The organism is Streptosporangium sp. NPDC004379, assembly GCF_042873875.1.
Taxonomy (GTDB): domain Bacteria; phylum Actinomycetota; class Actinomycetes; order Streptosporangiales; family Streptosporangiaceae; genus Streptosporangium.
Window position 1 is genome coordinate 70847 of the sequence record NZ_JBIAMC010000015.1, and the last position, 26108, is coordinate 96954.

Annotated in this window: 25 protein-coding genes; 16 read left to right on the forward strand and 9 right to left on the reverse strand. The window is 74.7% G+C overall.

Annotated elements, in window-relative coordinates:
* Window positions 1-293 precede the first annotated feature (293 nt).
* Window positions 294-1073: a hypothetical protein gene (locus ACFYSC_RS28040; protein WP_389967670.1), complete on the forward strand. Its 780-nt coding sequence runs from the start codon at window positions 294-296 to the stop codon at window positions 1071-1073.
* Window position 1074: 1 nt separating this feature from the next.
* Here the strand turns inward: ACFYSC_RS28040 and ACFYSC_RS28045 are convergent, their stop codons facing one another.
* Window positions 1075-1401, reverse strand: coding sequence for a hypothetical protein (locus tag ACFYSC_RS28045; RefSeq protein WP_389967672.1), 327 nt, complete (start codon window positions 1399-1401; stop codon window positions 1075-1077).
* Between the two features lie 109 nt (window positions 1402-1510).
* Between ACFYSC_RS28045 and ACFYSC_RS28050 the strand changes: the two genes are divergently transcribed.
* Window positions 1511-2116 carry an alpha/beta family hydrolase gene (locus ACFYSC_RS28050; RefSeq protein ID WP_362944754.1) on the forward strand — a complete coding sequence of 202 codons (606 nt, stop codon included), beginning with the start codon at window positions 1511-1513 and terminating at the stop codon, window positions 2114-2116.
* A 24-nt stretch (window positions 2117-2140) separates the two neighbouring features.
* Here the strand turns inward: ACFYSC_RS28050 and ACFYSC_RS28055 are convergent, their stop codons facing one another.
* The gene (locus ACFYSC_RS28055; protein ID WP_179823793.1) at window positions 2141-2332 is read right to left on the reverse strand and encodes a DUF5999 family protein; all 192 of its coding nucleotides are present in this window, start codon (window positions 2330-2332) and stop codon (window positions 2141-2143) included.
* A 479-nt stretch (window positions 2333-2811) separates the two neighbouring features.
* The gene (locus ACFYSC_RS28060) at window positions 2812-3399 is read right to left on the reverse strand and encodes a TetR/AcrR family transcriptional regulator C-terminal domain-containing protein (RefSeq protein ID WP_389967674.1); all 588 of its coding nucleotides are present in this window, start codon (window positions 3397-3399) and stop codon (window positions 2812-2814) included.
* A gap of 147 nt (window positions 3400-3546) precedes the next feature.
* On the opposite strand from ACFYSC_RS28060, the gene ACFYSC_RS28065 reads away from it, so the two are divergent.
* The 3 genes from ACFYSC_RS28065 (at window position 3547) to ACFYSC_RS28075 (ending at window position 5446) form a co-directional block, all read left to right on the forward strand.
* A complete protein-coding gene (locus ACFYSC_RS28065; RefSeq protein ID WP_362944681.1) occupies window positions 3547-3945 on the forward strand; it encodes a hypothetical protein in 399 nt (132 codons plus the stop codon).
* 224 nt (window positions 3946-4169) lie between these two features.
* The gene (locus ACFYSC_RS28070; protein WP_362944683.1) at window positions 4170-4511 is read left to right on the forward strand and encodes a metalloregulator ArsR/SmtB family transcription factor; all 342 of its coding nucleotides are present in this window, start codon (window positions 4170-4172) and stop codon (window positions 4509-4511) included.
* Window positions 4512-4585: 74 nt separating this feature from the next.
* The gene (locus ACFYSC_RS28075; protein ID WP_389967677.1) at window positions 4586-5446 is read left to right on the forward strand and encodes an SRPBCC family protein; all 861 of its coding nucleotides are present in this window, start codon (window positions 4586-4588) and stop codon (window positions 5444-5446) included.
* 98 nt (window positions 5447-5544) lie between these two features.
* On the opposite strand, the gene ACFYSC_RS28080 is transcribed toward ACFYSC_RS28075, so the two are convergent.
* The 3 genes from ACFYSC_RS28080 to ACFYSC_RS28090 all read right to left on the reverse strand — a co-directional run bounded on the left by ACFYSC_RS28080 (window position 5545) and on the right by ACFYSC_RS28090 (window position 8968).
* Window positions 5545-6981: an RNA polymerase sigma factor gene (locus ACFYSC_RS28080; protein WP_389967679.1), complete on the reverse strand. Its 1437-nt coding sequence runs from the start codon at window positions 6979-6981 to the stop codon at window positions 5545-5547.
* A 270-nt stretch (window positions 6982-7251) separates the two neighbouring features.
* Window positions 7252-7623 (reverse strand): hypothetical protein, encoded by a 372-nt coding sequence (locus ACFYSC_RS28085; protein WP_389967681.1) that lies wholly within the window; start codon window positions 7621-7623, stop codon window positions 7252-7254.
* 157 nt (window positions 7624-7780) lie between these two features.
* Window positions 7781-8968, reverse strand: a complete 1188-nt coding sequence (locus tag ACFYSC_RS28090; protein WP_389967683.1) for an AMP-binding protein — start codon at window positions 8966-8968, stop codon at window positions 7781-7783.
* A gap of 131 nt (window positions 8969-9099) precedes the next feature.
* Here ACFYSC_RS28090 and menB point away from each other — a divergent pair, with 131 nt between their 5' ends.
* From menB to ACFYSC_RS28105, 3 genes are all read left to right on the forward strand, one after another.
* A complete protein-coding gene (gene menB / locus ACFYSC_RS28095; RefSeq protein WP_362944758.1) occupies window positions 9100-9945 on the forward strand; it encodes a 1,4-dihydroxy-2-naphthoyl-CoA synthase in 846 nt (281 codons plus the stop codon).
* Window positions 9946-10030: 85 nt separating this feature from the next.
* Window positions 10031-11689: a 2-succinyl-5-enolpyruvyl-6-hydroxy-3-cyclohexene-1-carboxylic-acid synthase gene (menD, locus tag ACFYSC_RS28100; protein WP_389967685.1), complete on the forward strand. Its 1659-nt coding sequence runs from the start codon at window positions 10031-10033 to the stop codon at window positions 11687-11689.
* Between the two features lie 187 nt (window positions 11690-11876).
* Window positions 11877-12524, forward strand: a complete 648-nt coding sequence (locus ACFYSC_RS28105) for a DedA family protein (RefSeq protein WP_389967687.1) — start codon at window positions 11877-11879, stop codon at window positions 12522-12524.
* Between the two features lie 119 nt (window positions 12525-12643).
* On the opposite strand, the gene ACFYSC_RS28110 is transcribed toward ACFYSC_RS28105, so the two are convergent.
* The gene (locus ACFYSC_RS28110; RefSeq protein ID WP_389967689.1) at window positions 12644-13570 is read right to left on the reverse strand and encodes an SDR family NAD(P)-dependent oxidoreductase; all 927 of its coding nucleotides are present in this window, start codon (window positions 13568-13570) and stop codon (window positions 12644-12646) included.
* 86 nt (window positions 13571-13656) lie between these two features.
* Between ACFYSC_RS28110 and ACFYSC_RS28115 the strand changes: the two genes are divergently transcribed.
* From ACFYSC_RS28115 to clpB, 7 genes are all read left to right on the forward strand, one after another.
* Entirely contained in the window at window positions 13657-14202 is a 546-nt protein-coding gene (locus ACFYSC_RS28115) for a helix-turn-helix domain-containing protein (RefSeq protein WP_362944764.1), read from the forward strand.
* Between the two features lie 226 nt (window positions 14203-14428).
* Window positions 14429-15034, forward strand: coding sequence for a general stress protein (locus ACFYSC_RS28120; RefSeq protein ID WP_362944711.1), 606 nt, complete (start codon window positions 14429-14431; stop codon window positions 15032-15034).
* A 291-nt stretch (window positions 15035-15325) separates the two neighbouring features.
* Complete coding sequence (dnaK, locus tag ACFYSC_RS28125) at window positions 15326-17245, forward strand: molecular chaperone DnaK (protein ID WP_362944713.1); 1920 nt, start codon at window positions 15326-15328, stop codon at window positions 17243-17245.
* The gene (locus ACFYSC_RS28130) at window positions 17238-17861 is read left to right on the forward strand and encodes a nucleotide exchange factor GrpE (protein ID WP_362944715.1); all 624 of its coding nucleotides are present in this window, start codon (window positions 17238-17240) and stop codon (window positions 17859-17861) included. Before dnaK ends, ACFYSC_RS28130 begins: the two co-directional genes overlap by 8 nt.
* Window positions 17858-18850, forward strand: a complete 993-nt coding sequence (locus ACFYSC_RS28135; protein WP_362944717.1) for a DnaJ C-terminal domain-containing protein — start codon at window positions 17858-17860, stop codon at window positions 18848-18850. The genes ACFYSC_RS28130 and ACFYSC_RS28135 overlap by 4 nt, the downstream gene beginning before the upstream one ends.
* Window positions 18847-19167, forward strand: coding sequence for a chaperone modulator CbpM (locus ACFYSC_RS28140; protein ID WP_362944719.1), 321 nt, complete (start codon window positions 18847-18849; stop codon window positions 19165-19167). Before ACFYSC_RS28135 ends, ACFYSC_RS28140 begins: the two co-directional genes overlap by 4 nt.
* On the forward strand, window positions 19149-21755 hold the full coding sequence (gene clpB / locus ACFYSC_RS28145) for an ATP-dependent chaperone ClpB (protein WP_389967693.1): 2607 nt from the start codon (window positions 19149-19151) through the stop codon (window positions 21753-21755). Before ACFYSC_RS28140 ends, clpB begins: the two co-directional genes overlap by 19 nt.
* Before the next feature lie 63 nt (window positions 21756-21818).
* Here the strand turns inward: clpB and ACFYSC_RS28150 are convergent, their stop codons facing one another.
* Both ACFYSC_RS28150 and ACFYSC_RS28155 read right to left on the reverse strand, forming a co-directional pair.
* Window positions 21819-24170 (reverse strand): AAA family ATPase, encoded by a 2352-nt coding sequence (locus ACFYSC_RS28150; protein WP_389967695.1) that lies wholly within the window; start codon window positions 24168-24170, stop codon window positions 21819-21821.
* Window positions 24171-24336: 166 nt separating this feature from the next.
* Window positions 24337-25077, reverse strand: coding sequence for a GntR family transcriptional regulator (locus ACFYSC_RS28155; protein WP_389967697.1), 741 nt, complete (start codon window positions 25075-25077; stop codon window positions 24337-24339).
* A gap of 123 nt (window positions 25078-25200) precedes the next feature.
* Here ACFYSC_RS28155 and ACFYSC_RS28160 point away from each other — a divergent pair, with 123 nt between their 5' ends.
* On the forward strand, window positions 25201-26061 hold the full coding sequence (locus ACFYSC_RS28160) for an inositol monophosphatase family protein (protein ID WP_389967699.1): 861 nt from the start codon (window positions 25201-25203) through the stop codon (window positions 26059-26061).
* Window positions 26062-26108: the final 47 nt, after the last annotated feature.

Genomic DNA, 26108 nt, shown 5'->3' on the forward strand with positions numbered 1-26108 from the left:
GGGGGCTCTTGAGCCGGTGTCTTCCCTCGTCGCTCCGCCGCTTCGCGGCTGCGTTCCTCAGTCCAGACACCGGCGCCCCCGAGCATGCTCATTGCGACACTGCGTGTCGCGGCTCGGGGGCTCTTGAGCCGGTGTCTTCCCTCGTCGCTCCGCCGCTTCGCGGCTGCGTTCCTCAGTCCAGACACCGGCGCCCCCGAGCATGCTCATTGCGAAGCGAAGCATCGCAATGAGCACCGCGGGGCGCCCCGAGTCGTTAGGCTCGGGGCGTTTCCCTCACCCGGAGAGGACCCCGCATGCCAGAGGTGGACACGCGTCCCTTGGAAACGGCCCGCAGACTGGCCGAGGACGGCGACCTGGACGCCGCTGCGGCGATCTTCGCGGATCTCGCCGCCGACTCCGCGGGGCCCGATCGCGCCCAGGCGGCGGTGGGACTCGCGGTGGTGCTGGAGGAACGCGGCGACGTGGCCGGCGCCCGATCGGCCGCGCGCACCGCGCTGGCGACCGGGCATCCGGAGTTCGCCGCCCAGGCCGCCTGCCTGCTCGCCCGCAGCTTCGAGCGCGAGGAGCTGCCGGACCAGGCACGGGCCGCCTGGCAGGCCGCCCTGGGCATCGGCAACCCGGCCTACGTGCCGTTGGCGCACATGGCCCTGGCCCGGCTGGCCACGGGGGAGGAGGAGGCCGAGGAGGCGCTGCGCGCCGCCCTGGCCACCGGGGACCCGGAGATCGCCTCCCGGGCGGCCCAGCGGCTGGCGGAGTTCTTCCTCCAGGAGGGTGAGGCGGGGCAGGCCGCCGACGCGGTCCTCACCGCGCTGGCCGTACCCGACGTCGCAGACGCCGCCCGGCTGCGGGTGCTGCTCGGCATGGCGCACCTCGACCTGGCGTGCGCGGAGTTCGCCGCCGCCGTCGAGGAGGAGGGCGACGTGGAGACCGGCGCGCTGGCCATCGAGCTGCTGGCCCGCACGCTCCCGCTCCGCGGCCGCGACGAGGACGCCGAGCGGGTGTGGCGCTACGGCCTGGACGGCGACGCCGACCTCGCCGACGAGGTCCGCCTCCGTCACGACCGCGATATATAGGTCAGGTGTGGGGGCGGCGGCGGCCCAGGGCGTGGGCGAGGTTCACCGCGATGATGCCGCCCCAGGCGAGCAGCAGGCCCGCCGTCCCCGCCTCGCCCGCGGCGATCGCGGTCAGCGGGACGCCGATGCCCAGGGAGCCCAGTGCGATCGACACCGAGCCGTCGCCCCTGCGCCGGTTCCCGGGAGGTTGAGGGCCGGCGTCCGCGGCGCGTAGCTCGGCCCGGACGCGGGCGGTGATGGTGGCGTCGATCCGGTCGACGAAAGACTCCACCAGCGCGGCCTCGTACTCGGGGCCCAGATCGCGGCGGGCCTCCAGGGTGGCGCGCATGTCCTGTCGGATATCGTGATGCTCCTGCACACCCTGATTCTCTACCTGATCCCGGCTCCCGGGATCGGCCTTTAGGACGACATCTGTGTCCCCGCGTCAAGCGACCGCCCTGGAGATCCCGACCCCGCACGGCCCGGCCCTGGCCGAGATCGGCGAGGTCGCCCGTCCGCGCTTCCTGCTGGTGCTCACGCACGGCGCGGGCGGCGGGGTGGAGGCTCCCGACCTGCTGGCCGTACGGGACGCCGTGACGCCGATCGGCGGCCTGGTCGTCCGGGTGACGCAGCCGTTCCGGGTGCGGGGCGGCCGCGCGCCGGGTTCGGCCGTCAAGCAGGACGAGGCGTGGACGGCGCTGGTGGCCGCGCTCCGCGCCCGTCATCCGGGCCTGCCGCTCGTGCAGGGCGGGCGGAGCAACGGCGCCCGGGTCGCCTGCCGTACGGCGCGGCAGGCCGGGGCCGAGGCGGTCGTCGCGCTGGCGTTCCCCCTGCACCCGCCGGGCAGGCCGGAACGCTCCCGCGCGGAGGAGCTGCGTGCCGCCGGGGTGGACGTCCTCGCGGTCAGCGGCGACCGCGACCCGTTCGGTGTGCCGGAGGCGGCCGACACCGCCCGGCTGGTGGTGCTGCCGGGTGAGGGGCACGAGTTCAGGAAGGATCCCGGCCGGGTGGGCGAGGTCGTCGCGGAGTGGCTCGGCGCGAGGATGCGGCCGGCCCCGGTGTGACTCCCGATGCGGGAGCCCGGACGATCAGGACACCCCGGCCAGCGGCCGATGCGGCTCGATGACGGCGCCGTCGGGAAGGAGCTCGCCGGTGTCCTCGAACAGCACCACACCGTTGCACAGCAGGGACCAGCCCTGCTCGGGGTGCGAGGCCAGCGTGCGGGCGGCCTCGCGGTTCTGCGCGTCGGCGGACGGACAGGACGGCTCATGCGGGCACATCGGCGTGCCTCCGGATCTCTCTCTTCGGCTCGCCGGGACCGTTCCGCCGGGCGACCGGCGTCGGGCCCGATCCCCGCGCATGCGGGGCGAGCTTCTGGTGGACATGTATGGTCGTGCGCGTCTCGGCGCTGAGGTGCGCACATCAGGCAGATCAAGTGTGCGATCCGCACGCCCCAGGCGACATAGCCCGTTAGGACTGTTTGCACCCTGAACAGGAGTGGGCCCCGCCAGCATGTTGAGGGTGTGTTCTATGACACAGCATGCCTTATAGGAAGATACCCGGCCAACCTCGACACGCCCGATGCCGGGTAAAATCCCCGGGCCGCCCGGGAGACGGAACGGCCTGCGGGCGCCGTGCCGCCTTGACGCCGCCTTGACACGGTCTTCGTCCCCGGCCGTCCGGAGGGCGGTGACCGGGCCCGGTGGCCGGACGTGCACGCCGTCCTTCCGCCCGGCCGCGCGTCTCCGGCCGGGCGGCGTCAGCGGGCGGCCAGCCCGGTCAGGAGCGCCTCCAGGCCGGTCTCGAAGTCGGCGTCGGACGCCGGGTCGCCTCCCCCCGCCGACGGCGGGCGCCAGGGCTCGTCGTCCTCGCCCATCGGCTCGGCCCAGCCCGACTGCTGCACCTCCACCGCCACCGCCCCGAAGACGTAGGCGCGCAGCGCCCGGACGGCTCGCGGCGCGTCCGGCAGCCCCGCTTCGGCGAGCTGGTCGGTCTGCTCGCGCAGCGCCATCGCCGCCCGCCCCTTGGGGGGCCTGGTGAGCGCCAGCGCCAGCACCCCCGGATGCTCCCGCAGCAGGGCCCGGCTCGTCCGGCACCACTGCCGGGCGCCCTCGCGCCAGTCGGGGGAGGGGTCCACGTGGACGGCGGTGACGTGCTCGGCCAGGGCGTCCATGAGGGCGTCCTTGCCGCGGGGCAGGTGGTGGTAGATGGCCATCGCCTCCACCTGCAGGGCGTCCCCCAGCCGGCGCATCGTCAGCCGCCGCAGGCCCTGGGTGTCGGCGATGTGCAGGGCGGCGTCGATGATGCGTTCGCGGGACAGGGGAATGGGCGGTCGTTTCGCTGGCATGGCGGCCATCCTGCCAGCCGTGACCTTACTGCGTAAAGGCAGGCGCGCCGTGACGCCGGTCCCTGGATGTGTGGGGCGGACGTGAACCGCGTAGGCTACGAGCCGTGATCAGCCGGGGAACGCCCGGCGGTAGAGAGAGGGCAGACGATGGCGTTTTTCCGACCGGGCGTGAGCCGGGAGGCGGAGGTTCGCTACCACGCTGACCAGGAGGTCGGGAAGAGCTTCCCCGAGCTCCTGGGGAAGGCGCGGGCCGCCGAGGCCGAGCTGCGGCGCGTCCAGGCCGCCGGGGCCTCCACCGAGGAGCTGCGGGTCGCGGCCCGTTCCTTCGACATGGCGCTCACCGAGGCGCTGCGGGCCGCCGAGGCCAACCAGCGGGCGACGTTCGGCGTCCGGGCCTACGACGACCGGATCCGCCGCCGCAAGGCCAAGGCGACCCCCAAGGGCTCCGTGTGGACCGACGAGGTCAACCGGTTGCGCACCCTGCGCGAGCGCAACCGCCTCACCGGTCTCATCCGCGTCCCCCGGCCGGCCGGCTGGGTGGGCTGACGCCCGCGCGCCCGGCCTCCTTCCGTGCGGCCGGGCGTCGTGCGTGCGGCCGCCCGTCTCCCGTGCGGCCGTACGGCCCTGCGAAGGCCGTCCGTTCCCCGGTAAGGCCCGCCGCCTCCCGCACCCGTCGCGTTCTCCGCGGCGGGTGCCTTCGTGTGCCGGGTCGTTCCGGGAAACCCTTTGATTCCATTGCGGTTATATAGCTGAAAGAGTATGTTGAGGAGGTGTCATCACCACTCGACGTGCTCGCCGAACCCGTCCGGCGCCGCATCCTCGACCTGCTCCTGGAGCGCCCCCGACTGGTGGGGGAGCTGACCGATGAGCTGGGCCTGACCCAGCCGGGCACCTCCAAGCACCTGCGGGTGCTGCGGGAGGCCGGACTGGTGACGGTGCGCAGGGACGCCCAGCGCCGGTGGTACGAGCTGCGCCCCGAGCCGCTGAGCGAGCTCGACGCCTGGCTCGCGCCGTACCGGCGGCTGTGGGCCGGTCGTCTGGACGCGCTGGAAGGCCACCTCGACGCGATGCCGGACGAGGACGGCGAGCACCGCCCGAAGGAGTCCCCGTGAACGAATCCCAGACACCCTGGACGCCCCCCACATCCCCGGAGTCCTCGGAGCTCTCCGAGTCCCCGGGATCTCCGGTGAGCGAGACCCTGGCCGCGGACGGCGACCGGACCGTCCTGCGGATGGAGCGCCGCCTCGGACACCCGCCGGAGAAGGTCTGGCGGGCCGTCACCGACCCCGCGCACCTCGCCGAGTGGTTCCCCGCCCGTGTCGAGGCGGACCTGCGGGCCGGCGGGAGGATCGGCTTCGACCTCGGCGGCGGGCACCCGCCGGTGGACGGCGTGGTCACCGAGTTCGACCCGCCGCGGGCCATCGCCTACACCTGGGGCGACGACCTGCTGCGCTGGGAGGTGCGGCCCCGGGGCGACGGCAGCCTGCTGGTCCTCACCCACACCTTCGCCGACCGCTTCGGCGCGGCCAGCTTCGCCGCGGGCTGGCGGATGTGCACCGGCACGCTGACCCAGATCCTCGGCGGCGGGCCCGCCACCGCGCCGGGCCGCGCCGACGACCTGCACGAGGCGCTGGTCGCGAGGTTCGGGCTGGACGAGGGGACGAGCGAGGACGTTCCCGGGGGCTGGCGGGTGCGGTTCGAGCGCCAGCTCGTCCGCCCGGCCGAACGGGTCTGGGCCGAGCTGCACCCGGACGCCGTCCCCGCGCCCGGCGACGCCGTGCCGCCCGGCTTCACCGTCCCGGAGTTCGCCCCGGGGACCGTCACCGAGGCCCGCGTCCCCGCCCTGCTGGAGTACGGCTGGCACCGCGGCGACCGGCCCGCCGGGACCGTCCGCTGGGAGCTCGGGCCCGGCACCGGCCACGGCGCCCGCCTCGTCGTCACCCAGACCGGCCCGCACGACCTGCCCGGGGCCCGCATTGCGGCCCTCACCGCCTGGCGGGCCCACATCGCCGACCTCGCCAAGCGGCTCCTGGACACCGCCCCCTGAGGCGGCCGGAGCACCCGGGCGGCGACGAGGACGAAGCCGGAGAACCGAAAGACGCCGCCCCCGGAGGATCCGGGGGCGGCGTCTTTCGGTTCGTGCGGTCAGCTGGCCCAGTCGAGCAGGGGCCGGGTGTTGCTGGGGTGGCGCAGCTTGGACAGCGACTCCTTCTCCAGCTGCCGGATGCGCTCACGGGTCAGGCCGAGGTGCTTGCCGATCTCGTCGAGGGTGTGGGGCTTGCCGTCGACGAGGCCGAAGCGCAGGGCCATGATCTTCGCCTCCCTGGGGGAGAGGTTGCCCAGCACGCCGCGCAGTTGCTCGCCGAGAAGCTGCCGATCGACGACCTCCGAGGCCTCGGGGGAGTCGACGTCCTCGATGAGGTCGCCGATGGTGGTCTCGCCGTCCTCGCCGATCGTGGCGTTCAGGCTGATCGGCTGGCGGCTGGTGCGCAGCAGCTCCTCGATCTGGTCGGGGGACCTGTCCAGCTCCACCGCCAGCTCCTCGGGGGTGGGCTCGCGGCCGAGACGCTGGTGCATGTCACGCTCGACGCGCGACAGCTTGGACAGCATCTCCAGCACGTGCACCGGCAGGCGGATGGTGCGGGCGGAGTCGGCGAAACCGCGCTGGATGGCCTGCCGGATCCACCACATGGCGTAGGTGGAGAACTTGTAGCCCTTGGTGTAGTCGAACTTCTCCACCGCGCGGATCAGGCCGAGGTTGCCCTCCTGGACCACGTCCAGCAGGGCCATGCCGCGGTCGGTGTACTTCTTGGCGACCGAGACCACCAGGCGGAGGTTGGCCTCCAGCATGTGGTCCTTGGCCCGGCGGCCGTCCTCGGCGACCCACTCCAGGTCGTCCCGCATGGCGGCGGACATGCCCGGCTCGGCCTCCAGCTTGGCCTCGGCGTACAGGCCCGCCTCGATCCGCTTGGCCAGCTCGACCTCCTGGGCGGCGGTCAGCAGCGTGCGGCGGCCGATGGACTTGAGGTACGTGTGCACCGAGTCGCCCATGACCGAGGACTGGTCGTCCAGGTCGAGCGCCTGCTCGGCCTCGGCCTCCAGTTCGGCGTCGTCCGGGGCGGTCCACTCGTCCTCGTCGGACTCCCCGGCGCCGGCCTGGGACGTGTCCTTGGCGGCGGTCTTCGCCCTGACGCCCTTCGGCGCCCTGGTGGTCTTCGAGGCGCGGGTCACCCTGGGCCTGGGGGCGGCCGCCTCGGGGTCGTCCCCGGACGCCGGCTCCGCGCGATCCGCGGCCGGCTCGGCGGTCGTCTTCGCCGCCGCCCTGGTCTTACGCGCGCCGGTCTTGCGGGTGGGCCTGGCCGTGGCCTTGGCGAGCGTGGGCTCGTCCTCGGCCGACAGGCTGACGCCCGCCTCGGTGAGCTCCCGCAGGATGGCCCTTCCCTCGGTCGGGCTGACCCCTGTCTCGGCGAACGCGTGGCGCAGCTCCGCGAGGGAGAGGTGACCCTGGACTCGCCCTCGGTCGAGGAGCTGGTCGAGGGTCGTCGGGGCCTCAGGAGAGGTCGCGGCGGCGGTTGGGGGCATGAGGACACCTCCTCCATCACGGAGTCGTCTGCAATACGGATTGTCTATTGGGTGGGGCGGCGTGGGGGCCGCTCAGCGCACCAGTACCAATAACCCCGTCCAAGAACTTTCTGTTCCCGACTTGACGGGGAAAATATGATGGGCAGTTCACGGCCCGTCGTGGCGCGCGGTCCCGGGCGCCCGTACGGCGGCCCGTTCCCGGCCGGATCGAGGCCCGTCGGCGGGCCGGCGGCCCGCGAGGCGACGGCCTCCTCCCGGCCCGCCCCAGGCCTACTCCGTCACGTTCACCGGGCCCTCGGCCGCGGGCATGGGGAACGGCTCCGCCTGCTCCAGGCGGCTCTCGGTCCAGTACTCCGCGGCCTTGCGCGGGTCGGGGTTGACCCGGCGGGAGACCACGTAGTCCTCCGGGGAGGGCGCCGCCTCCGTGGGGGAGGGGAGGGGCCGGGCGGTCTCGCCCGGCTTCAGGGGATCCGCCGGAGCCACATCGCCCGGATCCAGGGTCTCCACGGGCTCGCCGGTCCTCGCGGGCCCGGTGCCGCCGCCGAGCCTGCCCGCCGAGGCGGCCGCCGCGACGGACGCGCCGCCGGCCAGGACCACGCCGACGACCGCCGCCGAGACCAGTGTCCTGCGGTCGATCCTCATGGTTATCGTCCCTTCCGTATCGGCCGTGCCGGTCGTCTCCGGTGACGCGCACCGGCCCGCCGATGTCCGCCCGGGGCACCCGGCGGATGCCGGTTTCTTCCCTATTGACGCGCGCCGCCCCGTAACGGTTCCGGGCCACGGCCGTGACGCCGGACCGTCAGGGTTCCGGATGACGACCATAACGGAGGGCGGTGAGATCCGGCTTCCCGTTGGGCAGAAGAGGCATCTCCGGCAGCACGACGAGCTCGGCCGGGGCCGCGTGGGCCGGAAGGCGCTCCTTGACGAAGTCGCGCAGCTCGGCCAGGGACGGCGGGGCGGGGGAGACCACGACGGCGACCACCCGCTCGCCCCATTCGGGGTCGGGGCGGCCGACGACCGCGGCGTCGGCCACCGCGGGGTGCGCGGCCACGACCGCCGCGACCTGCGCCGCGACGACCTTCTCGCCGCCGGTGTTGATCATGTCGTCGGCCCGGCCGAGCACCCGCAGCCGGCCGCCGGTCACCTCGCCGAGGTCGGAGGTCAGGAACCAGTCGCCGTCGCGGGCGGCGGCGGTGAGGTCGGGGCGCAGGCGGTAACCGGAGAACAGCACGGGCCCGGCGAGGCGGATCCGCCCGTCGCCGCCGATTTTGAGATCTACATTGTCAAGGGGCTCGCCGTCGTAGACACATCCGCCGCAGGTCTCGCTCATGCCGTAGGTGGTGACGACGCGGGCGCCGGCGGCGCGGGCGTCGGCGAGCAGGGCCGCGGGGGCGGCGGCGCCGCCCAGCAGGATCGTCCGGAAGGCCGCCGGACCGGCCGGGTCGGCGGCCAGCAGGCGGCGCAGCTGGGTCGGCACCAGCGAGACGTGCTCGGCCCCGGAGGCCAGCACCGCCTCCGGGGAGAAGCCCTCGTGCACGATCGGCTCGGTCCCGCCGAGCAGCGACCTCACCAGCACCTGCAGGCCCGACACGTGGGAGGGCGGCAGGCAGCACAGCCAGCGCTCGCCGGGACGGGCGCCCAGCCGGCGCAGCGAGGCGGAGGCCGAGGCCCGCAGCGCGGCGGCCGTGAGCCGCACCCCCTTGGGGACGCCGGTGGAACCGCTGGTGGCGATGACCACGGCCGTCTCCGCCGCCACCGGGACGCCGCCGGCGTACGGCGCGCCGTCGAGGTGGGTGGGGCGCAGCGCCGTGAGCGTCGCCCGCAACGCGGGGGCGGGCAGGGCGGGCGGCAGGGGCAGGACCGCGGGGCCGTCCCCGCCGAGCGCGGTGGCGACGGCGGCGGTCAGCCGGGGGCCGGGGGGCAGCGTCAGGGCGTGCAGTTCCCGCCCCCCGGGAGGGGGCTCCAGGTGTGCGGGTCCGGTCGTCACGGTCGTAAGGTTAGTGCCGAATGCCGAGTGAGGACCGGGGGAGACCCCGGTGAGGAAGGGGCGAGACGATCGTGAGCACCGAGCGGGCCGAGCCGGGCGGCAACGAGGCGGCGGCGGGCGAGGGGCGTCCCCTGCCGGAGAGCGTCCAGAAGCGCGCGGTCGACTGGAAGCGGTCGGGCGACTACGAGGACATCGTCTACGAGACCGGCGAGGGCATCGCGAAGATCACGATCAACCGGCCCGAGCGGCACAACGCCTTCCGCCCGACCACGCTGTTCGAGCTGCGCCGGGCCTTCGACGTCGCCCAGGAGGACGGCGAGGTCGGTGTGATCATTCTCACCGGCGCCGGCGACCGGGCCTTCTGCTCCGGCGGCGACCAGAAGATCCGCGGCGACGACGGCTACGTCGACAAGTCCACCCCGCACGTCGGCCGGCTGAACGTGCTGGACCTCCAGGTGCAGATCCGCCGCTGCCCCAAGCCGGTCATCGCGATGATCGCCGGTTACGCCATCGGCGGCGGCCACGTGCTGCACGTCTGCTGCGACCTGTCCATCGCCGCCGACAACGCCGTCTTCGGCCAGACCGGCCCGAAGGTCGGCTCCTTCGACGGCGGCTACGGCTCCTGGCTGCTGGCCGAGACCGTCGGCCTGAAGCGGGCCCGTGAGATCTGGTACCTGTGCCGCCAGTACGACGCGAAGACCGCCCTGGACTGGGGTCTGGTCAACGCCGTCGTCCCGCTGGCCGAGCTTGAGACCGAGACCGTCAAGTGGGCCAGGGAGATGCTGGAGAAGTCACCGCTGGCGCTGCGCATGCTCAAGGGCGCGCTGAACGCCGTCAGCGACGGCGCCGCCGGCATGCAGCAGTTCGCCGGGGACGCCACCCTGCTGTTCTACATGAGCGAGGAGGCGCAGGAGGGCCGCGACGCCTTCAAGGAGAAGCGCAGCCCCGACTTCGGCCAGTTCCCGCGCCGGCCGTAATGGGGGAGACGCTGCCGCGGGACCCGGTGGGCCGGGCCGCGGGCACGGCGGGGCGCCGCGCCCGCGGGTCGTGGCGGGTGGCGCGGTGAACCCGGCCACCGCGCTCGCGACCGTGCTGGTGGACGAGCTGGCCCGCTGCGGCCTGACCGACGTGGTGCTCGCGCCCGGCTCCCGCTCTACCCCGCTCGCGCTGGCCGTGCACGCCGACAGCCGGCTGCGGCTGCACGTGCGCGTCGATGAGCGGTCGGCGTCCTACCTGGCGGTGGGCCTGGCCCGCCGCGGGGAGCGGCCGGTGGCGCTGGTCTGCACCTCCGGCACCGCCGCGGCCAACTTCCACCCCGCGGTGATCGAGGCGCACGAGTCGGGGGCGCCGCTGCTGGTGCTCACCGCCGACCGGCCGCCCGAGCTGCGCGACACCGGCGCCAGCCAGACCGTCGACCAGATCAAGATGTACGGCACGGCGGTCCGCTGGTTCGGCGAGGTCGGCGTGCCGGAGAACCGCCCCGGTCAGGTCGCCTACTGGCGTTCGCTGGCCTGCCGCGCCTACCAGCGCGCCCTGGGCCCCTACGACCCCGGCCCGGTCCATCTGAACGTCCCCTTCCGTGAGCCGCTCGTCCCCGACGGCGACGCCTCCTGGTGTGAGCCCCTGGACGGCGGCGGCTCCGCCGGGCCGTGGGTCCGTGCCCGGGTGGCGCCCCCGGCGTCGGCGCTGCACCTGCCGCCGACCCGGCGCGGGGTGCTCGTCGTCGGAGACGGCGCGGCCAACGTGCGGCGGTACGTCGCGGCGGCGGGCATGGCCGGCTGGCCGGTGCTGTCGGAGCCGCACGGCAACGCCCGCTACGGCGACCACGCGATGCCGGCGTACCACTTCCTGCTCGGCGCCCCGGAGTTCACCGAGGGGCACCGGCCCGACGTGGTGGTCACCCTGGGCCGGCCGAGCCTGTCGCGGCCGCTGCTGGGGTGGCTGGGGCAGGCCGCCGAGCACATCGTGGTCACCGGCGACCTGACCCGCTGGCCGGATCCGACCCGTTCGGCCACCCAGGTGGCGCAGGCGGTGGAGATCCCGGTCGCGGCGGGCGACGACGACTGGCTGCGTTCCTGGCGGCGCGCCGACGCCGCGGCCCGCGCCGCGGTCGACGAGGTGCTGGACGGCTCCGGGTTCAGCGAGCCGCTCCTGGCCCGCGACCTGGCCGAGGCGCTGCCCAACGGGTCGCTGCTGTTCTCCGGCTCCTCCATGCCGATCCGTGACCTGGACCAGGCGATGCGGCCCCGCCGGGGTCTGCGGGTCATGGCCAACCGGGGTGCGGCCGGGATCGACGGCGTGGTCTCCAGCGCGATCGGCGCGGCGCTGGCCCACAACGGCCCCGCCTACGCGCTGCTAGGTGACCTGACGTTCCTGCACGACCAGAACGGCCTGATCCTGGGGCCCCGTGAGCCCCGCCCCGACCTGTGCCTGGTCGTGGTGAACAACGACGGCGGCGGGATCTTCTCGCTGCTGCCCCAGGCCGCGCTGCGCGAGCCGTTCGAGCGGCTCTTCGGCACCGCGCACGGGGTGGATCTGGCGCACGTGGCCGCGGCGACCGGCACGCCGTACACCTTCGTGGACGAGGCGGGGCAGCTGCCCAAGGCGCTGCGAGGGGAGGGGGTCCGGATCGTGGAGGCCCGCACCGAGCGGGAGCCCAACGCGGCGCTGCACGCCGCGATGCGCGAGGCGGCCCACACCGCGATCCGCGGGGCCGTCTGACGCTCCCGGCGCCGGCGATCCGTGCCGGGGGATCCGGGTACGGCGGTGCGGTACGGCGTGCCCGGCTCCGCTCGTCCGGCCGGGGCGGCCCGCCTGTCTTCAGGCCCTGACCGGCGCGTCCGGCTGTGCCGTGCCCGGACGGTCCGGATGGCGAAGATCGCGGCATCGGACCAATAGGGTGGCATCCATGCATGTCGACGCGTTGCTCCAGTCGATTCCGCCGCTGTGGGTCTGCCTGATCGTCGGGCTGGTGATCGGGGTGGAGAGCCTGGGCATCCCGCTTCCGGGGGAGATCGTCTTGGTCAGCGCCGCGCTGCTGGCGGCCAAGGGGGTCGTCGACCCGGTGTGGGTCGGCGTCTGCGCCAGTGCCGGGGCGATCGTCGGCGACTCGATCGGCTACGCCATCGGCCGCAAGGGGGGCCAGCCCCTGTTCGACCGGCTGGGACGCAGGTTCCCCAAGCACTTCGGTCCGGAGCACATCTCCAGGGCGGCGCACTACTTCCACCGCTACGGCATGTGGACGGTGTTCTTCGGCCGGTTCATCGCGTTGCTGCGCATCCTGGCCGGGCCGCTGGCGGGCGCGCTGCGCATGCCGTACTGGCGGTTTCTGATCGCCAACGTGCTGGGCGGGATCGTGTGGGCGGGCGGCACCACCGCCGCGGTCTACTCGGTGGGCCGGGTCGCCGAGCAGTGGCTCAAGGGCTTCTCCTGGGTGGGGCTGGCCGTGGCGGTGCTGTTCGGCCTGGCCACCACGGTTTTCATCAAGCGGCGGGCCACCAGGGCGGCCGCGGAGGCGGCCGAGGGGGAGCACGGCAAGGCGGTCGGCGCCTCCTGAGCCGGACCGGCCGGGGACGTCTTCCGGATTTCCCGGGGCTTTCGGTTCTCCGGGGCCGGTGCGGCGCGGACGCCGCGTCGCATCGGCCTTTCCCGGGTCTCACGGGGTGATCCCGGCGGTCAGGGGCGTCCGGCGAGGTCGCCGTTCAGGTAGCGGACGCCGGTCGCGTCCTCGGACAGCCGCCAGAGGCGCTCGGCCAGGGCGGGGTCGTCGGCGGGCGGGACGAGCGCCTCGAAGTGGATGCGGGGGTCCGTGCGGCGGCTGGAGAAGCCGAGGAAGCGCCCGGTCCGTGCCTCCGGGCTCGTGGCGGCGAACGCCAGCGGCAGCGCGCCCTGTTCCGCCGGACGGCTGAACAGCGGCTTGACGACCGCGAGCACCGCCTTCTGGGCGAAGCCCCGGGCGTTGTCCTGCATCGGAGTGGAGGCCATGCCCGGGTGGGCGAGGAAGCTGCGCACGGGGCTGCCCGCCCGTCGCAGCCTGCGGTCCAGCTCGGCGCCGAAGAGCAGGTTCGCGGTCTTGGACTTCACGTAGGCGACGCCGGAGGAGATCGGGCGTTCGGCGGTGAGGTCCTCGAAGTCCGTGCGGGGGCGCACGCGGCGGTAGAGGTTCGAGCCGACGGTGACCACGCGCGGGTCGTGGTCCGGGCGGAACAGCTCCAGCAGCAGGCCGGTGAGGGCGAACGGGCCCAGGTGGTTGACGGCGAAGACGTTCTCGTACCCCTGGGGTGTCGGGGCGGGCGTCCGTACGCCGATGCCCGCGTTGTTGAGCAGCACGTCGATGCGGCGTCCGTCGGCGTGCATGCGGTCGGCGAGGCGCCGCACCGAGTCCAGGTCGGCCAGGTCGACCTGGCGGACCTCGATGTCGCCCCGCAGGCCGGCGCGGACGCGCTCGCCCTTGGCGGGGTCGCGTACGGCCATGATGACGCTCGCGCCGCGGCGGGCGAGCCGGTCGGCGACCACGAGGCCGAGTCCGCTGCTCGCGCCGGTGATCAGTGTCGTCCGGCCGCTCTGGTCGGGGATGTCGTCGAAGGACCAGGTCAATGCCATGTTCGCCGTCCCGGGTTCGAGTTAGGGGATAGATTATCCGTTTCAAGGTACCACGCTAGCGGATGGTTTATCCTCTTGGTGTGACAATGCGTGCCGACTCCGCCCGCGTACGGGCACGGATGCTGGCCGCCGCGCGCGCACGCGTCGCCGCCGGTGACCTCGAACTGCCGCTCAACGCCATCGCCAAGGACGCCGGCGTCGGCGTCGGAACGGTGTACCGGCACTTCACCGGCCGCCAGGCGCTGCTGGAGGCGCTGGCGGCGGACGGCTACCGGGAACTCGTCGCGGCGGCCGCCGCGGCCGCCGCCGATCCGGACATCGCGGGCGGCCTGCGCGACCTGCTGCGCGCCGCCCTGCGCCACCAGCTCACCGACCCCGCACTCGCCGAGGCCCTGTCGACGCCCGAGTGCCGGGGCGCGGAGACCCTGGCCCTGGCCGGCGAACTCCAGGCGCTGTCGGCGCGCGTGCTCGACCGCGCCCGCGCGGCCGGGGTCGTCCGCGCCGACGTCGTCCCGGACGACGTGCGCCGGCTGACGTGCGGGCTGCAGCACGCGATCCGCGGCGGCGAGGACGAGGACGGCGTCGTGACCGACCGCTACCTGGAGATCCTGCTGCGCGGCCTCCGGCCGTAGCCCCCGGGACGGGCCGGCCGCCTCCGGACCCGCCCGCCCACAGGCCGCAGGCCACAGGTCGCGGGCCGTGAGCCGCGAACGGTGGGCTGCCGGCTCCGGGTAGTGGGGGTCCGCCCGCCGTCTCGCCGCTTGCGGGCCGTACCCGGCGTCCGACTACCAGGTCTGGGGATGTGGCGTCGTCGCGGCCCGGTCACGGTGGGTGTACGACCTATCTGAGGAGGGCCACATGCGACCCGCCGAGACGCCGCCCGCCGCCCGCGAGCCGGTGGCGAACTACCGCACCTACGCGGAGGCCCAGCGTGCCGTGGACTACCTGTCGGACCAGAAGTTCCCGGTCGAGAACACCTCGATCGTCGGGGTGGACCTGCGGCTCGTGGAGAAGGTGCTCGGACGGCTGACCTACCTGCGCGCGGCCGGGATGGGCGCGGCGTCGGGCGCCTGGATCGGGCTGCTGGTCGGACTGTTCCTGGCGATCTTCGTTCCCGGGCGGTCCGGCCTCCTGCTGATCTTGTGGGGCCTGATATGGGGTGTGATCGCCGGCGTGATCTTCGGCCTGGTCGGTCACGCGCTCACCGGAGGCAAGCGCGACTTCGTCTCCTCCAGCGAGCTGATCGCCGACCACTATGAGGTGCTGGCCACGGCGCCGCACGTCGTCGAGGCGCGCAGGGTCCTGGAGACGATGTCCCCGGGCGGGGCGTCGGTCGGGACGATGCCGCCCGGTTCGGCCACGCCCGGCGGGAGTGCTTCCCCTCCGGTGTCCGGGGGGATGCCCCCGGCGTCGCCCGGGGCTCCGGGGACGATGCCGCCCGGCGCCGTCCCGCCGCGCCCCTGAGACGGAGCCATTGAGACGGAGTCCTTGAGACAGAGGTCCTGAGAGGGGCCCGGAGGCGAGGGGCCCGGGACGGGGCACGAGAGGGCGTTCCCGGGATCGCGCCCCCACGGACGGCCTCTCCGGGGCGGCGTCCCCGTGACAGGCCGGCGGCGGAACCGCCGGAACCGTCAGGTCTGAGGATGTGGCGGCGGGCCGTACGGGGCGAACGTGGGCCGCATGGGGTGAGACCCGGCCCCGCGGCGGCCCGTGGGGCGCCCGCCGGAGGTCAGAGCGCACTCGTCGGAGGTCAGCATGGCCAAAGCAGTCGGGATCGACCTGGGGACCACCAACTCGGTGATCGCCACGATGGAGGGCGACACGCCCACGGTCATCCCCAACGCCGAAGGGTCACGGACGACGCCGTCGGTCGTGGCCTTCACCCCCGAGGGCGAGCGCCTGGTCGGGCAGCTGGCCCGGCGGCAGGCGATCCTCAACCCCAAGGGGACGATCTCCTCCGCCAAGCGGTTCATCGGCCGCCGCTACGACGAGGTCTCCAGCGAGATCAACGCCGTCTCCTTCGACGTGGTGTCCGGCCCGGACGGCGCGGTCCGCTTCGACGTGCGCGGCAAGCTGTACGCGCCCGAGGAGATCGCCGCCCAGATCCTGCGCAAGCTCGTCGACGACGCCTCGAAGTTCCTGGGGGAGAAGGTCACCGAGGCGGTCATCACCGTCCCGGCCTACTTCAACGACTCCCAGCGCCAGGCGACCAAGGACGCGGGGAGGATCGCGGGCCTGGAGGTGCTGCGGATCATCAACGAGCCCACCGCGGCGGCGCTCGCCTACGGCCTGGACCGCAAGGAGAACGAGACCGTGCTGGTTTTCGACCTGGGCGGCGGCACGTTCGACGTCAGCGTGCTGACCGTCGGCGAGGGCGTCGTCGAGGTACGGGCGACCGCCGGTGACACCCACCTGGGCGGCGACGACTTCGACCGGCGCATCGTCGACCACCTGGCCGACGAGTTCCAGCGCGACACCGGCATCGACCTGCGGGAGGACCCCCAGGCGCTGCAACGGCTGTTCGAGGCGGCGGAGAAGGCGAAGGTGGAGCTGTCGGCCGTCACCCAGACGCAGATCAGCCTGCCGTTCATCACCGCGGACGCGAGCGGGCCCAAGCACCTGAACACCACGCTGCGGCGGGCGACGTTCGAGGAGATCACCGCCGACCTGCTGGAACGGTGCCGGGGGCCGGTGGAGCGGGCCATGTCCGACGCCAGGCTCACCGCGGCCGACGTCGACGAGGTGATCCTGGTCGGCGGCTCGACCCGGATGCCCGCCGTGCAGGAGCTGGTGCGCCGCATGACCGGCGGTAAGGAGCCCAACATGACGGTCAACCCCGACGAGGTCGTGGCGCTGGGCGCCGCGGTCCAGGCGGCCGTCATCAAGGGCGAGCTGAAGGACGTCGTCCTGCTCGACGTGACCCCGCTGTCGCTGGGCATCGAGACCCTCGGCGGGATCATGACGAAGGTCATCGACCGCAACACGACGATCCCGGCCCGCCGTACCGAGGTGTTCAGCACCGCCGAGGACGGCCAGAGCGCGGTGGACGTGGTGGTGCTGCAGGGGGAGCGCGAGCGCGCCGCCGACAACCGGGTGCTGGGCCGGTTCCGGCTGGAGAACATCAGGCCCGCGCCGCGCGGTGAGCCGCAGATCGAGGTGACCTACGACATCGACGCCAACGGCATCCTGAACGTCTCCGCCCGCGACAAGGACACCGGCGCCGAGCAGCGCATCACGATCAGCGAGAGCTCGACCCTCGACCAGGGCGAGATCGAGCGGATGGTGCGCGACGCCGAGCAGCACCGCGACGAGGACCGGCGGCTGCGCGAGGCGGTCGACGCCCGCAACGCCGTCGACAGCGCCGCCTACCAGGTGGAGCGCCGCCTGCGGGAGCTGGGGGACGCCGCCCCGGTGCACGAGAAGGCGCGGGCCGACATGCTCGTCACCGAGGCCCGCGAGGCGATCGAACGGCAGGACACCCCGCTGGAGCGGCTGCGGTCGCTGGCCGAGGACCTGCGGCAGGTCTACCAGGGCCTGAGCACGGCCGGGGCCGGGGCGGGGCCGGGGGCCGGCACGGGCACCGCCGGGGCCGGCGCGGCTGCGGGCGCCGGTGCGGGCACGGGTGCGGGCGGGGACGAGGACGTCATCGACGCGGAGTTCACGACCGATGAGTGACCCGCCGGAGTGGGAGAGGACCGCCGCGGGGCCGTCCGCGGACCGGGCGGCGGGTCAGGACGCCGGTCACAACGCCGGTCACAACGCCGGTCAGAGTGCTGATCAGGACGCGGTCCGGGCCGGGGAGCGGGCCGGAGGGCCGGCCGCCGGAGCGGAGACCGGGGCGGAGGCGGAGGCGGCCGGGCTGCGGGCCCGGGTCGCCGAGCTGGAGGACCTCTGGAAACGCGCCCTGGCCGACCTCGACAACCTCCGCAAACGCGTCAGCCGCGACGCCGGGCGGGTCCGGCTGGAGGAGCGGGCGAGGGCGGCCGGGGAGTGGCTGCCCGTGCTGGACAACCTGGAACGGGCCCTGGAACACACCGAGGGCGACCCCGCCTCCCTCGCCGCGGGCCTGCGGGCGGTGCTGCAGCAGGGCCTGACCGTCCTCACAGATCTGGGGTTCCCACGCCGGGACGACACCGGGGAGACGTTCGACCCGGCCCGGCACGAGGCGGTGGCGGTGGTCCCGCGTGATGACGTGCCCGCCGGGACGGTCCTCGCGGTCGTGCTGCCCGCCTACGGCGACGGCGAGCGGCAGCTGCGGCCCGCCCAGGTCGTGGTCTCCAAGGCGGAATGATGCCGCCCGCCCGCGACTTCTACGAGATCCTCGGCCTCCCCAGGGGAGCGGGGCAGGAGGAGATCCAGCGCGCCTACCGCAGGCTGGCCCGGGAGAACCACCCCGACGTCAACAAGGACCCCGCGGCCGAGGACCGGTTCAAGGACATCGCCGAGGCCTACAGCGTGCTGTCGGATCCGGCGACCCGCCGCCGCTACGACGCCTTCGGACCGGAGTTCCGCCAGGTGCCCGAGGACGTGGACCCGGAGACCTGGGCGCGCGCCAGGGCGGCCCGCGCCGGGCGGGGCACCCGGGCGGGCGCCGGTGGCTTCGGACCGGAGGGCTTCGGTCCCGGCGTGGAGTTCGGCGAGGACATCGACCTCGACGACCTGCTGCAGGGGCTGTTCTCCGGGCGGGCGGGCCGCGCCGGGCGGGCGGGCCGCACGGGCCAGGCCGGCCGGGCCGGCCGGGGCTGGGGGCCGATCCCGGGCGCCGACCAGGAGGCCGGGATCGAGCTGACCGTCGAGGACGCCTACCGCGGCGGCCGCCGGTCCATCGCCGTGGGCGGCCGTACCCTCCAGGTGGACATCCCGCCCGGGGTGACCGACGGGCAGCGCGTACGGCTGGCCGGGCAGGGCGGCCGGGGCACCGGCGGCGCGCCGCCGGGCGACCTCTACCTGGCCGTCTCCATCGCGCCGCACCCCCGCTACCGGGTCGAGGGGCGCGACCTCCACGTCCGGCTGCCGGTGGCCCCGTGGGAGGCGGCGCTCGGCGCGGCCGTCGCCGTCGACACCCCCGGCGGCGAGGCCAAGGTCAAGGTGCCGGCGGGCACCTCCAGCGGGCGGCGGCTGCGACTGCGCGGCCGGGGGATGCCCGACCCCCGCGGCACGCCGGGAGACCTGTTCGCCGAAGTGCGGATCATGGTCCCGCCGCACCTGTCGGATGAGGAGCGCGAGCTGTTCGAGCGGCTGGCCGCCTCCTCGTCCTACGACCCGAGGAGGCGGCGGTGACCTACGCCCTGGCCCGTCCCCGGCGGCTGGACCTGGAGACCTTCGCCCGCGCCGCGGGCGTCCACCCCGATCTGCCGCGCCGCCTGGTCGTCCTCGGCGTGCTGCAGGCCCGCACCGACCCGTCGGGGACCCTGTGGTTCGAGGAGTCCCAGCTGCGGGCCATGGCGCGGATCCAGCGGCTGCGCGCCGGATTCACCCTCAACTACGCCGCCCTCGGCCTGGTGATCGACCTGCTCGACCGGATCGCCGAGCTGGAGGCCGCCGCCCGCACCCGTTCCCGGCCCGTAGGAGGCACGCCGTGGATCTCAACCGGCTGACGCAGAAGTCGCAGGAGGCGCTGCACGACGCGCAGACCGCCGCCTTGCGCCACGGCCACCAGGACGTCGACGGCGAGCACCTGCTGCTGGCGCTGCTGGACCAGTCCGACGGGCTGGTGCCCCGGCTGGTCTCACGCGCCGGAGCCGACCCCGCGCGGCTGCGGGAGGAGGTGGAGGCCGAGCTCCTCCGCCGCCCCCGGGTCGCCGGGCCCGGCGTCGAGCCGGGCCAGATCCGGGTGACGCAGCGGCTGTCGCGCCTGCTGGAGACGGCCAGGCGGGAGTCCGACCGGCTGAAGGACGAGTACGTCTCGGTCGAGCACCTCCTGGCCGCCCTGCTGGAGGAGGGGCCGGAGACCTCCGTCGGGCGGCTGCTGGCCGCCCAGAGGCTCGATCGGGAACGTCTCCTGCGGGCGCTCACCGAGATCCGCGGCCACCAGCGGGTCACCTCCGCCATGCCGGAGGCCGCCTACGAGGCGCTGGCCAAGTACGGGCAGGACCTGGTGGCCGCCGCCGCCTCCGGGCGGCTGGACCCCGTCGTCGGCCGCGACACCGAGATCCGCCGCGTCGTCCAGATCCTGTCGCGCAAGACCAAGAACAACCCGGTGCTGGTCGGCGACCCCGGCGTCGGCAAGACGGCGATCGTCGAGGGACTGGCCCAGCGGATCGCCGACGGCGACGTGCCCGAGGGACTGCGGGACAAGACGATCTTCAGTCTCGACATGGGGGCTCTGGTCGCCGGGGCGAAGTACCGGGGCGAGTTCGAAGAACGCCTCAAGGCGGTGCTCACCGAGGTCGCCGCGGCCGAGGGGCGGATCCTGCTGTTCGTCGACGAGCTGCACACGGTCGTCGGCGCCGGAGCCGCCGAGGGCGCGATGGACGCCGGGAACATGCTCAAGCCCATGCTGGCCCGCGGCGAGCTGCACCTGATCGGCGCGACCACCCTCGACGAGTACCGCAGGCACATCGAGAAGGACGCCGCCCTGGAGCGGCGCTTCCAGCCGGTGATGGTCGACGAGCCGTCGGTGGAGGACGCCATCTCGATCCTGCGGGGCCTTCGCGAGCGGCTGGAGGTCTTCCACGGGGTGACCATCCAGGACGCCGCGCTGGTGGCCGCCGTCGTGCTGAGCCACCGCTACATCTCCGACCGGTTCCTGCCCGACAAGGCCATCGACCTGGTGGACGAGGCGTGCGCGATGCTCCGTACGGAGATCGACTCGATGCCCGCCGAGCTGGACGAGCTGACCCGCAGGGTGACGCGGCTGGAGATCGAGGAGGCCGCGCTGAGCAAGGAGGAGGACGCCGCCAGCGCCGCCCGCCTCGCGGAACTGCGCGGGGAGCTGTCCGGCCTGCGCGCCGAGGCCGATGCGATGCGCGCCCGATGGGAGGCCGAACGGCAGGCGCTGCGCCGGGTGCAGGCGCTGCGCGAGGAGATCGAGCGGGTCCGCACCGAGGCCGAGCGGGCCGAGCGCGACTACGACCTCAACCGCGCCGCCGAGCTGCGCCACGGCCGGCTGCCCGAGCTGGAACGCCGGCTGCGCGCCGAGGAGGAGAGCCTGCGCGCCAAGCAGGACGCCGGGCGGCTGCTGCGCGAGGTCGTCACCGAGGACGAGATCTCCATGATCGTCGCCCGGTGGACGGGCATCCCGGTGAGCCGGCTCAAGGAGGGCGAGCGCGAGAAGCTGCTGCACCTGGACCAGGTGCTGCACGAGCGGGTCGTCGGCCAGGACGAGGCGGTGCGGCTGGTGGCCGACGCCGTCATCCGGGCCCGCTCCGGCATCAAGGACCCGCGCCGGCCGATCGGGTCGTTCATCTTCCTGGGGCCGACCGGCGTCGGCAAGACCGAGCTGGCCAAGGCGCTGGCGGAGGCCCTGTTCGACACCGAGGACAACATGGTCCGCGTCGACATGAGCGAGTACCAGGAGCGCCACACCGTCAGCCGCCTGGTCGGCGCGCCGCCGGGATACGTCGGCTTCGAGGAGGGCGGGCAGCTCACCGAGGCGGTGCGGCGCAAGCCGTACTCGGTGGTGCTGTTCGACGAGGTGGAGAAGGCCCACCCCGACGTCTTCAACACCCTGCTGCAGGTCCTGGACGACGGGCGGCTCACCGACGCCCAGGGCCGGACCGTCGACTTCCGCAACACCGTGCTGATCATGACGTCCAACATCGGCTCGATGCACCTGCTGGAGGGCGTCACGCCCCAGGGGGAGATCAAGCAGGACGTGAAGGAACGGGTCATGGGGGAGCTGCGCGGGCACTTCCGCCCGGAGTTCCTCAACCGCGTCGACGACATCGTGGTCTTCAAGCCGCTCACCATGGAGGAGATCGAGCACATCGTCGACCTGATGTTCACCGAGCTGCGGGTGCGCCTCGGCGAGCGCGGCATCCGGCTGGAGCTGACCGCCGAGGCGCGCCGCCACATCGCCGAGCGCGGCTACGACCCGGTGTACGGCGCGCGGCCGCTGCGCCGGTTCATCTCCCGGGAGGTGGAGACCCGCATCGGGCGGGCGCTGCTGACCGGGGACGTGGGCGAGGGCACGGTGGTGCGGGTCGGCCTGTCCGGCGGGGAGCTGGCCGTCTCCTTCGGCTGACCCGGCTCGTGCCCGGTCTCCGGCGGCGGCCGCGGAGCCGGCCGGCGACCGGGAGCCGCCGGGTCAGCGCCCGTCCGGACCCGCGGCGGACAGGGCGGCCAGCCTGGCCAGCTCGACCCTGGAGCGGACGCCGAGCTTGCGGAAGATCTGGCGCAGGTGGAAGGCGACGGTGTGCTCGCTGACGAACATCTGCTCGGCGGCCTGCCGGTTGGTCAGCCCCTGGGACACCAGGTCGCAGACGGCGCGCTCGGTGGCGGTGAGGCTGGACCAGCCGGAGTCGGGGTGGTCGACGCGTTCCCAGTGGCGCCGCCGCTCGCCCAGCTCGCGCAGCCTGCGCCGCACCCGGGCCGCGTCGCGGCGCGCGCACACGCCGTCGTAGCCGGAAAGGGCGCCGTTCAGGGTCGCCACGGCCGCGTCGCGGTCGCCGGGGACGGCGCCCAGCAGCACGCCTAGGTCCTCGGCGGCCGAGGCCCTGGCCCACGGGTCGGCGTACCCGGCGGCGGCCCGGCCCAGCGCCGCGGGATCGCGGTCGCGCAGGCCGCGGGCGTGGACGGCCGCCACCGGCGGGCCGGGCAGGCAGGGGTTGCGCCCGGCCAGGTCCTCGGCGGCGGCCGCCACCGCGTCGGCCCGCCGGCCGTCCCCGGCGGTCAGGGCGGTGCGCACCAGCCACGCCGCCGCCGCGGGCTCATCGGTCAGCACCCCGGTGTGCCCGGCCAGGCCGTCGTAGAGCCCGCCGAGCGGCGCCATCGCGGCCTCCGCCCCGTCCCGCGCCTCGATGATCCGCCCGGCCGCGAGCTCGGCGCGCAGCCGCCCGTACGGCGTGCCCGGCGCCCGCGTGGCCCGGCCGGAGGCGAGGGCCCGCGCCGCCCGCGGCAGGTCGCCCGCGCGCAGCGCCGCGGTGCCGAGCGCCGACAGCGCCAGGCAGGCCAGGTCGGGGACGTCCAGGCCGACGGCGGCCGCCAGCGCCGCCTCGGCCCGCTCGGCCGCTTCGCCGGGCCGGCCTGCGGCGAGGTCGAGCCGGGCACGTAGCACCAGGACCGCGGCGGCCCACGCGGGCCGGTCCGCCGCCTCGGCCGCGGCGTTCGTGGCGGTTTTCTCCGCCTCGTCGAGCAGCCCCAGGTCGATGAGCATCGCGGCCAGTACGGCCCGCGGCTGGGGATCCCGGGGGCCGGGGGTCCGGGGGGGCGCCTCGGCGGCCTCGCGGGCCAGTTCCAGGCCGCGTGAGAGGCGGCCCTCGTCCCAGGCGAGCAGCGCGGTCACCGGCGCGGCGGGTGCCGCGAGGCGCTCGGCCTGCCGGCGCAGTGCCTGCCGTACCGGGGGCGGGACCGTCTCCAGGACCGACCGCCACAGCAGCTCGTGGCGGAAGGCCAGCTCCTCGGGCGTTGCCACCAGCAGCCCGGCGGCCAGGGCCTCGTCCAGGGCGGGAAGCAGCGCGGCCGGGGACTCGCCGAGCAGCTCGGCGGCGTAGGACGGGCAGAAGGACCGCCCGAGCACCGCGACGGCCTCCAGCAGGTGGCGCGTCCGGGGGCTCACCTCGTCCAGGCGCCGCCGGACCGCGGTGTGCAGCCTCCGGGGCAGCACCCCCGCCGCCGGGCCGCACCCGGCGGCCCACGAAAGCTCCGAAGACCCCGCAGACCCCGTCGTTCCTCTGAGGCGCGCGGTCCCCCCGGGCTCCGCCGTCCTTCGGGACTCCGCCGTTCCCACGGAGCCGGCCACGCCGGCGTCCACCAGGACGGCGCCCTCCTCACGCAGCCCGGTCAGCAGCGCCAGCAGCAGCGCCGGGTTTCCGGCGGCCTGGGCCGTCAGCGCCGTCAGCTCCGCGTCCGGCGCGGCGCCCAGCGCGTCGGCGGACACCCGCGCCGCGGAGACCCCGTCCAGCGGGCGCAGCGCGATCCGGGCGGCCCCCTCCTGCTCCAGCAGGCCGAACAGCCGCGCGCCGTCGTCGTCGCCGGTGGCGCGGCGTGCCAGCAGCCACGCCAGCGGGCGGCCGGCCAGCCGCGCCGGCAGCGTCCGCAACGCCATGAGCGTGACGGGATCGGCCCACTGCAGGTCGTCGAGGGCCACCAGCAGCGGCCCGGCGGCGGCGCGCCGTTCCAGCGTGGTGCGCACCCGTTCGGCCAGCCACATCAGCAGGCCCGGCTCCCCGGGGAAGGCGCTCCGCGCGACCGCGGCGCGGGTGGTGGCCTCCTCCAGCGCCGACAGCAGTGGCGCCAGGGGCATCATGCGTTCCAGCTCGTCGGCCCGGCCGGCGGCGACGTCCGTCCCGCGGGCGGCCGCCGCTGCCGCCGCCTCGGCCAGCAGGAGGCTCTTGCCGATCCCCGGTTCGCCCTCCACCAGGAGCACGTGCGTCCCCGGACCGGCGACGCCCTCCAGCAGGCGGAGCACCTCCGCCCGCTCGGGCTCCCGGCCGCGCATCGGCGTTCCCAGCGTCTCCGGAATCGCAGGTCACCTCGAGATCACCTCGCGGCACGCGGCCGCTCTCCCATGAACCGGTTCCTGCGCCCCGGACCATCCGGAAAAACCCATTTAGATGGATGAATACCCAGATCAATGGTCTTTTTGCCGGAACAGGACCGGGCCGTCAGCGCTCGATGAGCGTGACCTCCAGGGAGTAGCGCGAGGCGCGGTAGACGTGGGAGCCGTGCTCCACCGCCCGGCCCTGGTCGTCGTAGGTGGTGCGCAGCATCGTCAGCAGCGGGGCGCCGCGCCGCTCGTCCAGCAGCCTGGCCTCGGCCGCGGTGGCCGCCCGCGCCCCCATCCGCTGGTCGGCAACGCGCATCCGCACCCCCGCCGCGCGCAGCAGCTCGTACAGGCCGCGCTCGGCGAGCCGCTCGGCGGTCAGCGGGGCGACCCCGGCGGGCAGCCAGTTGCGCAACAGCGCCAGCGGCGCCCCGGCGGCGTAGCGGATGCGCTCCAGGCGCAGCACCTCGGCGCCGGCCGGGAGGCCGAGGGCCGCGGCGACGTCCGCGCCGGCCGGGACCGCCTCCAGGGCCAGGACCCGGGTGGCGGGCTCCTGACCGGCCTGGCGCAGGTCGTCGTAGAGGCCGGTGAGCTCCACCGTACGGTTGACCCGGCCGTGCACGACCTGGGTGCCCACGCCGCGCTTGCGCACCAGCAGGCCCTTGTCCACGAGGTACTGGATCGCCTGGCGGACCGTCGGCCGCGACAGGCCCAGGCGGCCGGCGAGGACGATCTCGTTGTCCAGGCGCGTCCCCGGCGCCAGGTCGCCGCGCCCGATGGCGTCGGAGATCTGCTGGGCGACCTGGAAGTACAGCGGGACCGGGCTGGATCGGTCCAGCTCGATGCCGAGCTCGGCGCTCATGCCGCCCTCCCGTGGACGTCTTCCTGATCGGGGTGGTGGACATCAGGATGTCATGACCAATTCCGCCTCCGGGGCCTCGGGGGAGTCCGTGCGGAGTGAAAGCGGCATATCAGGGAAAATGGGATGACCACCGCGGGTGCCGAAGGCCGGCGCGGCCCGCAGACGCCGCTGGAGGATTCGATGGACCTGAGCACCTCGCGCGAACTGTGCGACGTCGCGGCGGAGGCCGCCCGCGCGGTCGGCGAGCGGCTCCGCAAGGCGTTCCGGTCCCGGCCCGAGGTCGAGACCAAGCGCGACTTCCACGACCCGGTGACCGAGCACGACCGCGCCGCCGAGGAGACCATCCGGGAGGTCATCTCCCGGCGTTTCCCGGACAGCACGATCATCGGGGAGGAGGGCGGCACCACCGGGTCGGGCGAGCTGCGCTGGTACGTCGACCCGATCGACGGGACGGCCAACTTCGCCGCCGGGCTGCCGTTCTTCTGCGTGTCGGTGGCGGCCGTCGTGGGGGAGGAGCCGGTGGCGGGGGTGATCTACGACCCGGTGCGCGACGACGAGTTCCGCGCCGACCTGGGCGGCGCCTGGTGCAACGGCGTACGGCTGCGCAGCCGGGGCGCGGCGGGGGATCGGGAGGCGATGCTGCTGAGCGGCTTCCCCACCGCCGGTGACGTGGCCGCCGACCGCCAGGGGTCGCTGGAGGCGTTCGGCCGGATGCTGGAGGCGTTCGCCTCGGTGCGCCGGCCGGGCAGCGCCGCGCTGAACCTCGCGCACGTCGCCGCGGGCTGGGCGGACGTGGCCTACGGCTCGGGGGTCAAGCCGTGGGACGTCGCGGCGGGGGTGCTGCTGATCCGGCAGGCCGGCGGCGTCTACCTGCCGCTGGGGGAGTCCCTGTTCGCCCCCGGCGGCTACCTCGCCCACGTCGGCGGGTTCGACCTGGCCGGCTCGGTCATGGCCGAGGTGTGCCGCCCCGCGCCGACGGCGTAGGCCCGGCGCGGGAACGGCCGTCCCCCTTTCCGGGGACCCCTCCCGGG

What these genes read in the sequence shown, in the direction of transcription:
- ACFYSC_RS28040 (WP_389967670.1), top strand. Translation starts at nt 294, where the DNA reads ATGCCAGAGGTGGACACGCGTCCCTTGGAAACGGCCCGCAGACTGGCC.
- ACFYSC_RS28045 (WP_389967672.1), bottom strand. Translation starts at nt 1,401, where the DNA reads ATGCGCGCCACCCTGGAGGCCCGCCGCGATCTGGGCCCCGAGTACGAG.
- ACFYSC_RS28055 (WP_179823793.1), bottom strand. Translation starts at nt 2,332, where the DNA reads ATGTGCCCGCATGAGCCGTCCTGTCCGTCCGCCGACGCGCAGAACCGC.
- ACFYSC_RS28060 (WP_389967674.1), bottom strand. Translation starts at nt 3,399, where the DNA reads ATGCCAGCGAAACGACCGCCCATTCCCCTGTCCCGCGAACGCATCATC.
- ACFYSC_RS28065 (WP_362944681.1), top strand. Translation starts at nt 3,547, where the DNA reads ATGGCGTTTTTCCGACCGGGCGTGAGCCGGGAGGCGGAGGTTCGCTAC.
- ACFYSC_RS28080 (WP_389967679.1), bottom strand. Translation starts at nt 6,981, where the DNA reads ATGCCCCCAACCGCCGCCGCGACCTCTCCTGAGGCCCCGACGACCCTC.
- ACFYSC_RS28085 (WP_389967681.1), bottom strand. Translation starts at nt 7,623, where the DNA reads ATGAGGATCGACCGCAGGACACTGGTCTCGGCGGCGGTCGTCGGCGTG.
- ACFYSC_RS28105 (WP_389967687.1), top strand. Translation starts at nt 11,877, where the DNA reads ATGCATGTCGACGCGTTGCTCCAGTCGATTCCGCCGCTGTGGGTCTGC.
- ACFYSC_RS28110 (WP_389967689.1), bottom strand. Translation starts at nt 13,570, where the DNA reads ATGGCATTGACCTGGTCCTTCGACGACATCCCCGACCAGAGCGGCCGG.
- ACFYSC_RS28115 (WP_362944764.1), top strand. Translation starts at nt 13,657, where the DNA reads ATGCGTGCCGACTCCGCCCGCGTACGGGCACGGATGCTGGCCGCCGCG.
- ACFYSC_RS28120 (WP_362944711.1), top strand. Translation starts at nt 14,429, where the DNA reads ATGCGACCCGCCGAGACGCCGCCCGCCGCCCGCGAGCCGGTGGCGAAC.
- dnaK (WP_362944713.1), top strand. Translation starts at nt 15,326, where the DNA reads ATGGCCAAAGCAGTCGGGATCGACCTGGGGACCACCAACTCGGTGATC.
- ACFYSC_RS28130 (WP_362944715.1), top strand. Translation starts at nt 17,238, where the DNA reads ATGAGTGACCCGCCGGAGTGGGAGAGGACCGCCGCGGGGCCGTCCGCG.
- ACFYSC_RS28135 (WP_362944717.1), top strand. Translation starts at nt 17,858, where the DNA reads ATGATGCCGCCCGCCCGCGACTTCTACGAGATCCTCGGCCTCCCCAGG.
- ACFYSC_RS28150 (WP_389967695.1), bottom strand. Translation starts at nt 24,170, where the DNA reads ATGCGCGGCCGGGAGCCCGAGCGGGCGGAGGTGCTCCGCCTGCTGGAG.
- ACFYSC_RS28155 (WP_389967697.1), bottom strand. Translation starts at nt 25,077, where the DNA reads ATGAGCGCCGAGCTCGGCATCGAGCTGGACCGATCCAGCCCGGTCCCG.
- ACFYSC_RS28160 (WP_389967699.1), top strand. Translation starts at nt 25,201, where the DNA reads ATGACCACCGCGGGTGCCGAAGGCCGGCGCGGCCCGCAGACGCCGCTG.